Origin of the sequence: Agrobacterium albertimagni AOL15, assembly GCF_000300855.1 — a bacterium.
GTDB classification, from domain to species: domain Bacteria; phylum Pseudomonadota; class Alphaproteobacteria; order Rhizobiales; family Rhizobiaceae; genus Allorhizobium; species Allorhizobium albertimagni.
This window is the reverse complement of record NZ_ALJF01000010.1, coordinates 365,819-380,286: the sequence shown is the minus strand read 5'-3', so window position 1 is coordinate 380,286 and position 14,468 is coordinate 365,819. Positions and strand designations below refer to the sequence as shown.

Sequence of the window (14,468 nt, the reverse complement as noted above, 5' to 3'; positions counted from 1 at the left end):
CACAAATCCAGAACCATCAAACCAATCGGGGAAAACGACGATGAAAATGATCTCCCTTCTGCTCGCCGGTGCAGCCTTTGCGGCAACCGCGGTCACCGCCCAGGCCGAAGTCCGCTTCGGCATCATGAACGAGGCCTATCCGCCCTTCTTCGCCAAGGATGCTTCGGGCACTTGGAAGGGCTGGGAAATCGATCTGATGAACGCCGTCTGCGAAGAAATGAAGGAGACCTGCTCGGTTGTCGACGTTTCCTGGGACGGGCTGATCCCGGCGCTGCAGACGAAGAAGTTCGACGTCATCTGGTCGTCGATGTCGATCACCGAGGAGCGGCTGAAGACCATCGACTTTACCGACAAATACTACAACACGCCGAGCAAGCTGATCGGCCCGAAGGATGCAACCCCGGGTGCGACGCCTGAGGCCGTCGAGGGCAAGACGATCGGCATCCAGGTCTCGACCGTGCAGTCGGCCTATTATGCCAAGCACTTCGCCGACAAGGCCGAGGAGCAGACCTACGCTACCCTCGACGAGGCTTTCCAGGATCTCTCCGCCGGCCGCATCGACTATGTCCTCGGCGACGCCATCCCGCTCGCCGACTTCCTCAAGACCGATTTCGGCAAGGATTGCTGCGCCGACATGGGCGATGTGGCGGCTGATCCGTCCGTTCTCGGCACCGGCATCGGCGGCGGGCTGCGCAAGGAAGACACAGAGCTGAAGGCCAAGCTGAATGCGGCGATCGCCGCGGTGCGTGCCTCGGGCAAGTATGACGAGATCACGAAGGCCTACTTCACCTTCGACGTCTACGGCCAGTAATCGGCAGGGATCGCAGACGAGATGGCGACGGGATCGATGACGGCATGGCAATTGCTGGCGCTTCAGCCTCCGGGTTGGGGCGGCGCGCTGTTGACAGGTGCTGCGACCACCGTCGCCATCTCGGCCTGCGCATATGCGATCGGCCTCGTCATCGGTCTCTTAGGGGCGCTCGGCAAGCTTTCCGGCAACCGACCGGTCGGGCTGATCCTCAAGGGCTATACCTCTGTCATCCGGGCGGTGCCCGAGCTGATCCTGATCGTCGGGCTCTATTATGCCGGGACCGACGGCCTGAACCGGCTGCTGATGGCCTTCGGCTTGCCGCCGGTCGAGGTCAATGGGTTCATTGCCGCCGTCGCCGTGCTCGGCTTCGTGCAGGGCGCTTACATGACCGAGGTGCTGCGCGGCGCGATCCTGGCGATCCCGACAGGTCAGCTCGAGGCGGCGCGGGCCTTCGGCATGTCGCCGCTTCTGCGCTTTCGCCGGGTGACGCTGCCGGCACTGCTTCCAAACGCCCTGCCCGGCATGGCCAATCTCTGGATGTCGGTCACCAAGGACAGCGCGCTCGTTGCCGTGGTCGGCTATCAGGAACTGGCACTGACCACGCGTCTCGCGGGTGCCAATACCAAGCAGTATTTCCTGTTTTTCCTCGCAGCGGCCGTTCTCTATCTGGTCATCACCCTTCTCTCCAACCTCGTCTTCCATGGCATCGAGCGCCGCGTGCGCCGGGGCCAGAAGCCGGCGCATTGAGGGAGACGTTAGATGAATTTCGAATGGATCGCGAAATATTGGCCGCTGCTGATCGACGGCGCCGTGCAGACCGTGGCCCTCCTGGTGATTTCGGTGAGCATCGGCTTCGTGCTGGCCGTTGGCCTTGCCTTTGCACGGGTGAGCGGCGGGCCTGTCATCCGCAATCTCTCGCTTGGTTATTCGACGGTTTTTCGCGGGACGCCACTGCTGATCCAGCTCTGGCTCCTTTATTACGGCGTGGGCTCGCTACTACCGTTGGTGCCGGGACTTCGCCAGAGCTTCCTCTGGCCGATCCTGCGCGAAGGCTTCTTCTTCGCAGCCGTCTCCTTCACGCTCAACTTTGCCGCCTATCAGTCGGAAGTGCTGCGCGGTGCGCTCTTGTCCGTGCCGAAGGGCGAACTCGAAGCCGGACGCTCGCTCGGGATGAGCCAGTGGCAGCTCACACGGCGTATCTGGTTGCCCCGCGCGATCCGCACGGCACTGCCGACGATTGCCGGCGAAATCGTGCTGCAGCTGAAAGCCACGCCGCTGGCCTTTACCGTGACGGTCATGGATCTCTACGCGGCCGCCTTCAAGGTTCGCCAGGACACGCTCCTCGTCTACGAGCCGCTGCTCGTCGTCACCCTCTTTTATGTCGCGCTCACTGCGCTCATCACCCGTGCCTTCGGCATTGTCGAGGCCCAGGTGCCGATCCGCCGCTGAGGCGGCCCGAAAGGGAAATGCCATGACGAAAACCTTCGTGACCCATCCCCTGCCCGCGTCTGCCGGGCCTGAAACCCGGGCACTCGATGTCGGCCTGTTGATCGATCCGGCGACCGGGGCGATTGCGCCCAATGTCTCGATGTCCGTCAACAATGCCCTGATGCCGGGCGATGGTGCCTTCTCCGCCGATGGCGTCGCTGATCTCGCCGATCTGCCCTATCTCTATGCCCGCTGGACGAACCCGACCGTGCGGCAGCTGGAACAGCGGCTGGCAGCCCTCGAACGCGCCGAGGAGGCGCTGGCAACAGCCACCGGCATGGCGGCGATTGCCGGCACGCTCTTCACCTTCCTCAAGGCCGGCGACCATCTCGTCGTCTCGGATGTCTGCTACGCGGGCGCCGTGGAACTCACGCAGCGGGTGCTGCCGGATTTCGGCATCGAGGTAACGCCGGTGAATATGGCGCGGCTTGATCTCGTCGAGGCAGCGATGCGGCCGAACACGCGGCTTGTTCATTGCGAGAGCCCCGTCAATCCGATCCTGCGCATTGTCGATCTCGAGGCGCTGGCGGCCATTGCCCATAATCATGGCGCGCTGATCTCGGTCGATTCCACCTTTGCCACACCGGTTGCCACACGGCCGCTGTCGCTCGGCGTCGATCTCGTCATCCATTCGCTGACCAAGTTCATCAATGGCCATGGCGACGTGCTGGGCGGGGCCGTGATCGGACGCAAGGAACTGATTGCCCGTATCAGGGGCCGCGCCGGCGTCTATCTCGGAGCGTCGCTTGCGGCCCAGTCGGCCTGGCTGATCATGCGTGGCATAGACACGCTTTATCCGCGCCTGCGTATGGCATCCGAGAGCGCCCTTGCGGTCGCAACCTTCCTGGAAGGGCATCCAGAGGTCGAGCGTGTGATCTATCCGGGTCTGAGCTCCCACCCGCAGCATGATCTCGCCAAGCGCCAGATGGATGTGTTCGGCGGCATGATTGCGTTTCGCACGCGCAACCCGAAAGCCGCCGCAGAGCGGCTCGCGACACGTCTACGTGTTGTCCACTATGCCTTTTCGCTCGGTCACCAGCGCAGCCTCGTGGTGTTGCTCGATACCGAGGAGATGATGACCTCCACCTTCTGCCTGACCGGCGAAGCCCTGACCGATTACCACGCCTATGCCGGCGACGGGCTCTTCCGCCTGTCGATCGGCCTCGAGACCACAGGCGATATCATCGCCGATCTCGATCAGGCGCTTACCCCTTGACCGTATCTGACGGAGACCTTTCCATGGCTGACACACTGATCCTCGACGGCGGCATGAGCCGCGAACTCCTGCGTCTCGGCGCGGAACTGAAGCAGCCAGAATGGTCGGCGCTGGCGCTGATGAACAGCCCCGATATCGTACGCCAGGTGCATGCGGAATTCATTGCCGCCGGCGCCGATGTCGTCACCACCAATTCCTATGCGCTGGTGCCCTTCCATATCGGCGAAGAGCGGTTCCAGGCGGAAGGTCCGGCGCTGATCGCGCTCTCCGGCAGACTGGCACGCGAGGCTGCAGATTCTGCGGGCCGCAAGGTGGTGGTCGCCGGCTCGCTGCCGCCGATCTTCGGCTCCTATGAGCCGGAAAATTTCGACCCGTCAACTGTGCAGGATTATCTGAAGGTGCTGGTCGAGAACCTTAGCCCCCATGTCGATGTCTGGCTCGGCGAAACGCTCAGCCTGATTGCCGAGGGCGAGGCCGTGCGCAAGGCGATCCAGGCACAGCCGAAGCCCTTCTGGATCTCGTTTACGCTGGCCGACGATGCCGCCCAGATTGCCGGTGGCGAACCGAAGCTGCGCTCGGGCGAGACCGTGCGCGCGGCGGCCGAATGGGCTGCCGGTTCGGGTGCTCAAGCGCTGCTCTTCAACTGCGCCAAGCCCGAGGTGATGAAGAAGGCCGTCGAAACGGCAGCGGCCGTGTTTGCAGAAAAGGGTGTGACGCTGAAGATCGGCGTTTATGCCAATGCCTTCGAGACGGACACCGACGACAAGGCCGCGAATGAAGGGCTGCACGACACACGCCAGGACCTCACCGGCGACGCCTACTCCCGCTTCGCCTGCGACTGGGCCGAGGCAGGCGCCACGATGATCGGCGGCTGCTGCGGGATCGGGGCGGAGCATATCCATCGGGTGGCTGGGGCGCTCAGAGCGAGGAGCTGATCGCTTCCAGCACTCTCGCTGACCAGCGAGCATGCCCAATTATGGCATTCCTGTGTTTTTATCTCGTCACGGGGCTTGAACTCCCCGTGTCAGCCCCCCATCTCCGCTCCCGCGGACCGGGCCCCTCTGACGACGGATTATCCTCGTGATGTCGGACCGCATCGAGCACGCTCGATGCCATGCCCGGACCGGACCTCTCTAAAGCTGAGACCGTGCGCGCGTTGCATCGAGCCGGATCAATGCAACAGAGGTCATACAATTGGAACTCCTGCTCATTCTGTTTCTCGGCAAGCCACTCTGGATGTGGTTGCTGTTCATCCTGCTGGTCGTGGCACTTCTTGCCTTTGACCTTGGCGTTCTCAACAAGGACGACCATGAAATCGGCATCGCCGAGAGCCTGAAGCTTTCGGCCATGTACATCACGCTGGGCCTCGCCTTCTCCGGCTTCATCTACTGGCAGATGGATACGACCGCGACCGCCCAGTATCTGACCGCCTTCGTTGTCGAAAAGACGCTGGCGATGGACAATATCTTCGTCATCGCGCTGATATTCAGCTTCTTCGCCATCCCGCGCGAGTACCAGCACCGGGTGCTGTTCTGGGGTATCCTCGGGGTCATCGTGCTGCGCGGCATCATGATCGGGCTCGGTGCCACGATCGTCGACCAGTATCACTGGGTGCTCTACTTCTTCGCCGGCTTCCTGATCCTGACGGGCGTCAAGATGCTCTTCGTCGCCGAGAAGGAGCACAAGATCGAGGACAATGCCCTGATCCGCTTCCTCAAGCGGCGGATGAACGTGACGGAAGAGATAAATGGCCACGCCTTCGTGGTAAAGAAGCCGGATCCGGTGACGGGCGAGATCCGCCGTTTTGCGACCCCTCTCCTGCTGGCGCTGGTGACGATCGAGATCGCCGACCTCGTCTTTGCGGTCGACTCGGTGCCAGCTGTCTTCACCATCACCACCGATCCGTACATCGTCTATACCTCAAACATCTTCGCGATCCTGGGTCTGCGAGCCCTCTATTTCGCGCTGGATGCCATCCTGCACCGCTTCGCTTATCTCAAGTACGCTCTGTCGGTGCTGCTGATGTTCATCGGCTCGAAGATCTTCATCGCCTGGGGCATGGGCTGGGAGAAGTTCCCGCCGGAGTGGTCGCTCGGCATCACCTTCCTCATCCTCGGCGTGGGCGTTGGCTATTCGCTTTGGAAGACCGGGAGCGGTGCGCAGCAGGCAGAGACCAAGGCTGTCGAAGCGCGGAACCCGGCCGAGTAAACCCGGCATCTGGACATCGAAAACGACAAATGGCCCCTCGCGGGGCCATTTGTATTTGATGGAACGCGTTAAAAACCAAGCGGCAATGCCGCTGAGCCGATCAGGCGCCGTCGAGCGGCTCGACGCCGGTCGGCTTGCCGGCGCGGTCGAGGCGGATCTTTTCGATGCGGTTTTCGGCAGCGGACAAGAGCTGCTCGCAATGCTTCTTCAGGAGTTCGCCGCGCTCGTAGATGGCGATGGATTCGTCGAGCGCCACGTCTCCGCGTTCGAGGCGGGCAACGATGCTTTCGAGCTCGGCCACGGCCTTTTCGAAGGAATAGCCGGTGAGATCGGCGGTTACGGCGTCGGACATACTCAACCCTTCATCAGTCTCAAGATGTGCAGGCCGGCCGATTCGGCCAGACCTTCGAGATCATAGCCGCCTTCGAGCAGGCTGACGACCCGGTTATGGGCGAAACGGTCGGCGACTTCCAGGAGCCTTCCCGTCGCCCAGTCGAAATCCTCGCCGACGAGATTGATCTGGGCCAGCGGATCGCGGTGATGGGCGTCGAAGCCGGCGGAGATCAGGATGAAGTCAGGCGAAAAATCGTGGAGTGCCGGCAGGACGCGGCTCTTGAAGGCCTCGCGGAAATGGTCCGAGCCGACATTCGGCGAGAGCGGCGCATTGACGATGTTACGATGCTGGCCCGTCTCGTCCTTGGCACCACTGTAGGGATAGAGCGGCATCTGGTGGGTTGAGCAGAAGAGCACCGACGGGTCGTCCCAGAAGATGTCCTGGGTGCCGTTGCCGTGGTGCACGTCCCAGTCGACGATCGCGACGCGCTCGACGCCATAGGTCTTCTGCACATGGCGGGCGGCGATGGCGACCGTGTTGAACAGGCAGAAGCCCATGGCTTTCGATTTTTCCGCATGGTGGCCGGGCGGACGGCCGGCGACGAAGGCATTGTCGGCCTTGCCGGTCATCACGTCGTCGACGGCTGATATCGCGCCGCCGATCGCGGTCAGCGCGACCTGCAGGCTCTTCTGCGAGGCGTAGGTGTCGGCCTCCAGCTGGTTGATGCGATCGTCCTCCTCCGGGATCTCGCGCATGACGGCGAAGAGATGCTCCTCGGGATGGGCGAGTGTGACCATATCCTCGTTGGCCTGTGTCGCCTCGATCCGCTCCAGCCGGGCGAAGTTCGGATGTTCCAGCGCGATGTTGAGCGAGCGCAGCCGATCGGCCCGTTCGGGGTGGCCTTCCGGTGTGTTGTGTTCAAGGAAAATCGGGTTCTCGTAGAGACGGGTGGCCATGGGCATCCTTCCGGGGTTGTGCAGAAGATAATGCGACGGCCCGCCATCTTCCACCACAGATCCGGGTTTTACCCAGCCCTTGCAGGGCAGCGTGCGGGTGTCTGCCGCGCTCGGTGCTTGTGAAGCCCGTCCCTATGCCGTTAGATGCCGCTAACACAGGAACGCATCGGGAGATCTGCATGGACGAGACGGAACGGGTGGAGGTGAGCGCACTGGCTGTCGCCTATCGCGACATCGGTCCGACCGGTGAGATGCGCGCGGCCGCCTATGTCATCCATGCCGAAGAGGCGGTGCGCCATTTCTGGCGCTATCGCCCACCACTCGAAGACGAGCCGCATTACAGCCCAACGAAGTTCGAGGTCCGCCTGCATCAGCCGCTCAGAGCGGAGGATGAGGTGCGCATGACCGTGCAGGTCGACAAGATCGGCGGCAAATCCGTCGGTTTCGAAGTCGCGATGGAAAAGGACGGACAGACCATCGCCGAGGTCGACATCACCTGGACGGCCAGGCAGCCGGAGACCGGCGAACCCGTCGCGCTTCCCGAAGACATTCGCGACTGGCTGTATCGCTACGTGCCCTGACGCCCTTGGGCACCCCATCGAAAGCCCCAAAACAAATGAAGCCCCCCGGGCCCGAAACCGGGGGGCTTCTATTCCTGCCGGCCAGAAGGAGGAGGAGGGCCTGCAGTCTTGTGTCGGAGCACGCTGCTTGGGAGGGAGGATCGCATCGCGCCGGCCAGTGAACATTAGAATCAATTGCTTAACGCATCGCTAATAAAACCTTGAATGGATCATCGGGCGAAAATCGCAACTCCCTGCCGGCGCCGCCGGTGCGGCAGGAGAGAATCGCGCGAAAAAGACTTGCGCGGCGGCGCATCTCACCGCATTGACGGGGCATGAAGAAGCTCCCAGAACCCCAGCGCCTCGACCAGCTCCTGGTCGCCCTCGGCCTTTTCGCCAGCCGCTCCCGCTCCCGTGACGCCATCCAGCGTGGCACGGTGAAGGTGGACGGCAAGGTGGTGTCGAAACCCAGCCTTGTCTTTGCCGCCACGCACCAGTTCGATATCGACGATCCGGCACAGGATTACGTGTCGCGCGCGGCGCTCAAACTCGAGGCTGCGCTCGACCATTTCAACCTCTCGCCCGAGGGCTGTCACTGCCTGGATGTCGGCGCCTCTACCGGTGGTTTCACCGAGGTGCTGTTGAAGCGCGGTGCCGCCCATGTGACGGCGATCGATGTCGGGCATGACCAGCTGCATCCGCGACTGGCCAACGATTCGCGCGTGACCAATCTGGAGGGATTGAATGCGCGCTATCTGGAGCCTGAAGACTACAATGACGAGCCCTTCGACTTTCTCGTCTCCGACGTCTCCTTCATCTCATTGAAGCTGGCGCTTGCCCCTGCCCTCGAACAGGCAGAACCGGGCGCGCATTGCCTGCTCCTGGTCAAGCCGCAATTCGAGGCGGGCCGTGAAGCGATCAGCAAGGCGGGCCTTCTGAAGGAACCGGAAACAGCGCCGCTGGTGGCCGCCGAACTGGAGCGCTGGTTGGCGGAAGACATGGGGTGGACGAGCCTCGGCCTCATCCCCTCCCCCATCGCCGGAGGCGATGGCAACGAGGAATTCCTGCTCGCCGGCGTGAAGCCGCTCGGTGCTGATGACGGCGAGGATGACGACGACAGCGAGGACAAGGACCTCGAGGACAACCTCGACATCGAAGGAGACGAGGCATGAGCGCGGAAAGCGTCACGATCTCGAGCCTCGGCGCCAAGGGCGATGGGGTCGCGCATGGCGCAGATGGTCCGGTGTTTGTGCCCTTCTCTCTGCCTGGCGAGACCGTCTCGATCGCAAAGGTGAAGAACGAGGGCACGATCATGTCGATCACAAGCCCTTCGCCCGATCGCGTTCAGCCCCCTTGCAAGCATTTCGGTCCCGATGGCGTCGGGGGTGTGTGCGGCGGCTGTTCGCTGCAGCATATGGCAAAACCCGCCTACAATGCCTTCAAGCGGCAGATTCTGATCGACGCCCTGAAGTCGAAGGGGATCGAGGCTCCCGTAGGCGAGATCTTCGAGGCACATCCGCATCAGCGCCGCCGCCTCGTCTTCACCGCCCGTCGGCGTGAACAGGGCCTCGTCATGGGCTTCATGCAGGCGGAAACGCATCACGTCGTGCCGGTCGAGGAATGTCCCATCGCGTCGGACGGGCTCATTTCCCGCCTGGACGCCATCAAGATCATCGCGAACGCCTGTGGCGCCGAGCATTTCCGCGTCACCGTGACCGAGACGACGACCGGCCTCGACATCTCGCTCGACGGTCTGCGTGGCGGGCTCGGCGACCAGGAACGGCGGGCGGTCACCAATGCCGTCCTCAGGCTCAAGAACATCGCCCGCGTCTCGGCCAATGGCGAGATCATCATCGAGCCGCACAAGCCGCTGCTCGATTTCGCCGGTGCTCGCGTCGTGCTGCCGCCCGGTGGCTTCACCCAAGCGACGCATGAGGCAGAAGAGCATATGGCGGCGCTTGCCATTGCCCATATCGGCAAGGCGAAGAAAGTCGTCGACCTGTTTTCCGGGGTCGGCACCTTTGCGCTGCGGATTGCCCGCGGATCCTCCGTGCTCGCCGTTGAGTCTGACGAGAAGGCGGTGAAGTCGCTCGACTTCGCCGCGCGCAACACGCAAGGGCTGAAGCCGGTGACCGTCGAGAGGCGCGACCTCTTCCGCCGGCCGCTGATGACATCCGAGTTCAAGACCTTCGACGCCGTCGTCTTCGATCCGCCGCGCGCGGGTGCCGAGGCCCAGTGTGCGGAACTGGCGAAAAGTCAGGTGAAGAAGGTGGTCGCGATCAGCTGCAACCCGCTGACGCTCGCACGCGACCTCTCGATCCTGATCGCTGGCGGCTACCGGGTCGACGAGGTGACGCCGATCGACCAGTTCCTCTGGTCGCCGCATGTCGAGGCGGTTGCAACGCTCAGCAAGAATAAGACTTAAATGCACCTTTTGGTTGCATGTGATTTGTTGCGCCACTCCCGATAATCATCTCTGATCACGTCATCCAGAAAATGACGTGATCAGAGGGGGAATGACGATGTCTGAAGTCGCAGCCCATGGACATGGCGTTCGTGGCATGAGCCGTGAATCCCTGCAGGCCCTGGCCGGCAATGCCGATCCCGGGAAGTTCGGCAAAATGTTTCCGCGGCTTCCGCCGCTGCATGCCGAGGATGATGCGCTTTTCGATCTTGCGAAGGCCATGCGCGACGAGAAGGGACCTGAAGGCGATCATCCGAAACTGCCGGCCGGCTATACCTATCTTGGTCAGTTCGTCGACCACGACATCACACTCGACACAACACCGCTCGACAAGCAACGCGCCGATCCGCTGGCGACGCAGAACTTTCGCACGCCGGCGCTGGACCTCGATTCCCTCTATGGTGACGGGCCGGGCCTGCACCCTTATCTCTATGCCAAGGAGGGTGTCCGGAAACTGCCGGGGCCAAAATTTCTGATCGGCAAGGCGCAGATTTCCGACGCACTTCCCCGACCGAAAGAGGAGCCACCCAGGAAGATCCCGGAGCTCGACAATGACCTGCCGCGCAATGCCCATGGCCGCGCCCTGATTTTCGACGAGCGCAACGATGAAAACCTGCTGGTGGCACAGTTCCACTTGCTGATGCTGAAGTTCCACAACGCGGTGGTGGATCATCTCAAGAAGACGACGACCGGCCTCAAAGATCCGGAGCTATTTGCGGAAGCACGGCGGATCGTCACATGGCACTATCAATGGATCGTGCTGTTCGATTTCGTCGAACGCCTGACGGAGCCTGGCCTGATCCGCAAGATCAAGCATGAGGGACGGCGCTTCTATCGTTTCCGCAGCCGGCCCTATATGCCGGCCGAATTTGCGGCCGCCGCCTATCGGCTGGGGCATTCCATGGTCCGGGAGACCTACAGCCACAACGCCGTTTTTCGTCCCGGCGGCCTTGCCGACGGCACACTCGAACTCATGTTCAACTTCACGGGCAAATCCGGTCTGATCGTGGGCGACCTCGCGCCTAAGCCCCCTCCACCATCGCCGCTTGGACCGCATCGCACGCTGCCGTCCAACTGGGCGATCGACTGGCGCCGCTTTTTCGATCTCGAAACCCCTCGCGAAGAAAACTTCACGCTCAATCATGCCCGCCGGCTTGACCCGCTGATCGTGCCGGCCCTGCATACACTTCCCGATCATCCCGAGGACATGACCACAGTGGCTGCACGGGAATTCGTGCTGCCCTTCCGCAACCTCAGGCGCGGATCTCAGATCGGACTGCCATCCGGTCAGGATGTCGCCCGCGCCATGGGCTTCGAGCCGCTCAGCGACACGCAGCTCTCCCAGGGTAGAGACGGCGACGCTGCCGCAAAGCACGGCTTTCACAAGGCGACACCGCTTTGGTACTACATCCTGAAGGAAGCCGAGCAGTTGCATGACGGGCTGAGGCTCGGACCGGTCGGCTCGACAATCGTCGCCGAGACCTTTCTCGGGCTGGTCCACGGAGACGACAACTCGTTTCTCGGACGGAGAACCAACTGGACGCCGCACCTACCGTCCAAGACGCTTGGGCATTTCACCATGGCGGACCTGATCACCTTCGTCGGCGACATCAATCCGGTCGGCGACGGCGTTGGGATAGTGCCGAAGGAGAAGCCCGCTCAATAGGTCAGAAGGGTGCCGGAACCCGTCACATTCGCGCAACGGCAGCGACCACCGACGCGGCCGGGATTGGCCGGGCAGGACACCTGCCCGCCACCGCCGATGCTGCCGGACTGGTCGATGACGCAGATATAGCGCTGCGGGCGGGCCGGCCGGTTCTGGCGCGGAGTATTCTGGCTCTCGCTAATCGCGCCGTCGGTATCATTGACCAGCACGAGAGGGAGCGAAGAGCTTGCTGCCGTTTCGGCTGAAGCCGGCGCGGCGATGAAAAGCAGGCTGAGTGCGACACAAAACAAACGCAACATGAGAACCTCGGCAACACAGGTAACAGCTGACAGCTGACGGCTGGATTTCGCAGATGACGACCTTCGGGCCGTCACGGACAAGATCCGAACGGTCGAGGACCAACATGGTTGCAGAGATTAGAGCCAAACACTGAACACAGGCTGAACCCTCGCAACCAGCAACGAAAAACGGCGCCGCAGGGGCGCCGTTCATTCTGTAGACTACGGGTCGCCCGATCAGGCGGCGCGACGCTGACCGGACGATGTGCTTGCCGAGCGCTCGTCGATGCGGAACTGGTTGAGCAGAGCCGTGAGCGCTGCTGCTTCCTGGGCGAGACCATGGCTTGCCGCCGTCTGTTCCTCGACCATGGCGGCGTTCTGCTGCGTGCCCTGGTCCATGGTGTTGACGGCGGTGTTAATTTCCTGCAGGCCAGTCGACTGCTCGCGTGAGGCCGTCACGATGGCGTTGACGTGGCCATTGATCTCCTGAACCTCGCGGACGATGACGTCGAGCGCCTTGCCGGTCTCGTTGACGAGCTCGACGCCGTGCTTGACCTGATTGCCTGACGCGCTGATCAGGGTCTTGATCTCCTTGGCGGCATTCGCGGAACGCTGGGCGAGTTCACGGACTTCCTGGGCAACGACAGCGAAACCCTTGCCGGCTTCACCGGCGCGCGCGGCTTCGACACCGGCATTCAGCGCCAAGAGGTTGGTCTGGAAGGCGATCTCGTCGATGACACCGATGATGTTGGAGATCTCGCCGGAGGACTTCTCGATGCCCTGCATGGCATCGACGGCCTTTTCGACGATCTCGCCGGACTTTTCCGCACCGGCACGGGCGCGGGTCACCAGCTGGCCGACCTCTTCGGCACGGCGGGCACTGTCCTTAACCGTGGTGGTGATCTCTTCGAGCGCTGCTGCCGTCTCTTCGACCGAGGCTGCCTGCTGCTCGGTGCGGCGGGCGAGATTGTCGGCGGAGTGGCGGATTTCAGACGCACCGCCATCGATGGCGCGAGCGTTGCGACCCACGGCGGCGAGCGCATCATGCAGCTTCTCGACGGAGGCGTTGAAGTCGACGCGCAGGCGGTCGAGGTCGCCGGCAAACGGCGTTTCGATGCGCGAGACCAGGTCGCCATTGGCGAGACGGCCGAGACCGTCGGCGAGGGAGTGGACCGCAAAGGATACCTGTTCGGCTTCACGGGCCTTGGTGGCTTCGCGCTCGCGGCGTTCCTGTTCGGTCATGGTGCGGGTTTCATCCGCTTCACGCGCCAAACGGCCACGCTCGATGATGTTGTCGCGGAAGACGGCGACGGCTGCGGCCATCTGGCCGATTTCGTCCGTGCGTGCCGTGCCTGGAATTTCAGCCGAGACGTCGCCGCTGGCGAGTTTGCCCATGACACCGGTCATATCGACAACCGGACGAACCACGAGGCGCGACAGGAGCATGGCCAGGATACCGATCATGGCGACGACGCCGACCAGGGTTGCAACGGCAGCGGCCGTGCGGAATTCGCCGATCGCGGCGAAGGCAAGATCGCGGTCGATCTGGACGCCGAGATACCAGTCATCACGCGGCAGACCCTTGATGGGCAGGAAGGAAACCAGCACGTTTGCCTCGGCAAAGGCTGTTTCGGTGATGCCGGAGCCAATGGCCGGCGTGTTTGCCGGGAAGGCGTCCTTCAGCGTCTTGGTGACGAGGTTGCCGTCACGATGGACGAGGATCGTGCCGTCCTGCTTGACGAGGAAGGCCGAACCCTTGCCGCCCATGTCGACCGAGTTGACCATGTCGACGAGCGATGTCAGCGAGAAGTCGGAGGCAGCAACGCCATAGAGCTTGCCGTCCTTCTTGACGGGAATAGCGGCGCTGATGATCAGGTTGCCGGTCGACGCGTCGGCGTAAGGGTCCGTCAGCACCATCTTGTCGGCCTTGACGGCATCCTGGTACCACGGGCGCTTGCGCGGGTCGTAACCTTCCGGAAGCGGCTGGACGGGGACACTGGTGAAGACGCCCTGCTCGTCGCCGACATAGGTCGACATGAATTCGCGGATCAGTACGGGGTTGTCGAAGGCGGCGCTGATGGCGGCGGCATCGGGTGCCTTGGCCGCGGCGTTGCCGGCGAGTTCGGTCAGCATCACACGCGCACCCAGCCAGTTGGCAATGCTCTGAGACGCCTGGAGGCCGGAGCTGTCAATCTCGCTCTTGACCGCGGCACTCGTCGCATTGCGCTGAAGGCTGTCGATATAGAAAGAGAAACCGGTAAAGGCGGCCACGACCACGAGGGAGGCGACCACCAGGATCTTCGTCATCAGATTGGAACTGGTCTTCACGATACGGTCCTGCAAAAACTCTCCGCGCAACTTCGGCGCGAGGACGTCATGGGGCATTGTGTGATCACGACACCATCATGGTGGGGAGGCGGTAAGTCTGCCGCCTCACGATCATTAGCCCGCAGGATTTAATGGGCACTTAAGCGCAACACGAAAAAT

14 protein-coding genes are annotated in these 14,468 nt (G+C 62.5%); 10 read left to right on the top strand and 4 right to left on the bottom strand.

Translation table 11 applies throughout. The features are described 5' to 3' along the window. Window positions 1-40 precede the first annotated feature (40 nt). The 6 genes from QWE_RS13615 to QWE_RS13590 all read left to right on the top strand — a co-directional run bounded on the left by QWE_RS13615 (window position 41) and on the right by QWE_RS13590 (window position 5,723). Window positions 41-811 carry a transporter substrate-binding domain-containing protein gene (locus QWE_RS13615; protein ID WP_006726717.1) on the top strand — a complete coding sequence of 257 codons (771 nt, stop codon included), beginning with the start codon at window positions 41-43 and terminating at the stop codon, window positions 809-811. Between the two features lie 21 nt (window positions 812-832). After that, a complete protein-coding gene (locus QWE_RS13610; protein WP_006726716.1) occupies window positions 833-1,558 on the top strand; it encodes an ABC transporter permease in 726 nt (241 codons plus the stop codon). A gap of 12 nt (window positions 1,559-1,570) precedes the next feature. Beyond that, window positions 1,571-2,260: an ABC transporter permease gene (locus QWE_RS13605; protein WP_006726715.1), complete on the top strand. Its 690-nt coding sequence runs from the start codon at window positions 1,571-1,573 to the stop codon at window positions 2,258-2,260. 22 nt (window positions 2,261-2,282) lie between these two features. After that, on the top strand, window positions 2,283-3,515 hold the full coding sequence (locus tag QWE_RS13600) for a trans-sulfuration enzyme family protein (protein ID WP_006726714.1): 1,233 nt from the start codon (window positions 2,283-2,285) through the stop codon (window positions 3,513-3,515). Between the two features lie 23 nt (window positions 3,516-3,538). Beyond that, entirely contained in the window at window positions 3,539-4,450 is a 912-nt protein-coding gene (locus QWE_RS13595; protein ID WP_006726713.1) for a homocysteine S-methyltransferase family protein, read from the top strand. 253 nt (window positions 4,451-4,703) lie between these two features. Next, the gene (locus QWE_RS13590; protein WP_420804557.1) at window positions 4,704-5,723 is read left to right on the top strand and encodes a TerC family protein; all 1,020 of its coding nucleotides are present in this window, start codon (window positions 4,704-4,706) and stop codon (window positions 5,721-5,723) included. Window positions 5,724-5,823: 100 nt separating this feature from the next. Here the strand turns inward: QWE_RS13590 and QWE_RS13585 are convergent, their stop codons facing one another. Together QWE_RS13585 and QWE_RS13580 are read right to left on the bottom strand one after the other, a co-directional pair. Then, complete coding sequence (locus tag QWE_RS13585; protein ID WP_006726711.1) at window positions 5,824-6,075, bottom strand: exodeoxyribonuclease VII small subunit; 252 nt, start codon at window positions 6,073-6,075, stop codon at window positions 5,824-5,826. Window positions 6,076-6,077: 2 nt separating this feature from the next. Beyond that, entirely contained in the window at window positions 6,078-7,013 is a 936-nt protein-coding gene (locus tag QWE_RS13580; protein WP_006726710.1) for a histone deacetylase family protein, read from the bottom strand. 179 nt (window positions 7,014-7,192) lie between these two features. Here QWE_RS13580 and QWE_RS13575 point away from each other — a divergent pair, with 179 nt between their 5' ends. From QWE_RS13575 to QWE_RS13560, 4 genes are all read left to right on the top strand, one after another. After that, window positions 7,193-7,594 carry an acyl-CoA thioesterase gene (locus QWE_RS13575; protein ID WP_006726709.1) on the top strand — a complete coding sequence of 134 codons (402 nt, stop codon included), beginning with the start codon at window positions 7,193-7,195 and terminating at the stop codon, window positions 7,592-7,594. 314 nt (window positions 7,595-7,908) lie between these two features. Then, a complete protein-coding gene (locus tag QWE_RS13570; RefSeq protein ID WP_006726708.1) occupies window positions 7,909-8,745 on the top strand; it encodes a TlyA family RNA methyltransferase in 837 nt (278 codons plus the stop codon). Beyond that, a complete protein-coding gene (locus tag QWE_RS13565; RefSeq protein ID WP_006726707.1) occupies window positions 8,742-9,998 on the top strand; it encodes a class I SAM-dependent RNA methyltransferase in 1,257 nt (418 codons plus the stop codon). The genes QWE_RS13570 and QWE_RS13565 overlap by 4 nt, the downstream gene beginning before the upstream one ends. A 97-nt stretch (window positions 9,999-10,095) precedes the next feature. Further along, window positions 10,096-11,703, top strand: coding sequence for a peroxidase family protein (locus QWE_RS13560; RefSeq protein WP_006726706.1), 1,608 nt, complete (start codon window positions 10,096-10,098; stop codon window positions 11,701-11,703). On the opposite strand, the gene QWE_RS13555 is transcribed toward QWE_RS13560, so the two are convergent. Together QWE_RS13555 and mcpU are read right to left on the bottom strand one after the other, a co-directional pair. Then, a complete protein-coding gene (locus QWE_RS13555; protein WP_006726705.1) occupies window positions 11,697-12,002 on the bottom strand; it encodes a hypothetical protein in 306 nt (101 codons plus the stop codon). The genes QWE_RS13560 and QWE_RS13555 overlap by 7 nt on opposite strands. Before the next feature lie 216 nt (window positions 12,003-12,218). After that, window positions 12,219-14,309 (bottom strand): methyl-accepting chemotaxis protein McpU, encoded by a 2,091-nt coding sequence (mcpU, locus tag QWE_RS13550; RefSeq protein ID WP_100220915.1) that lies wholly within the window; start codon window positions 14,307-14,309, stop codon window positions 12,219-12,221. Window positions 14,310-14,468 lie beyond the last annotated feature (159 nt).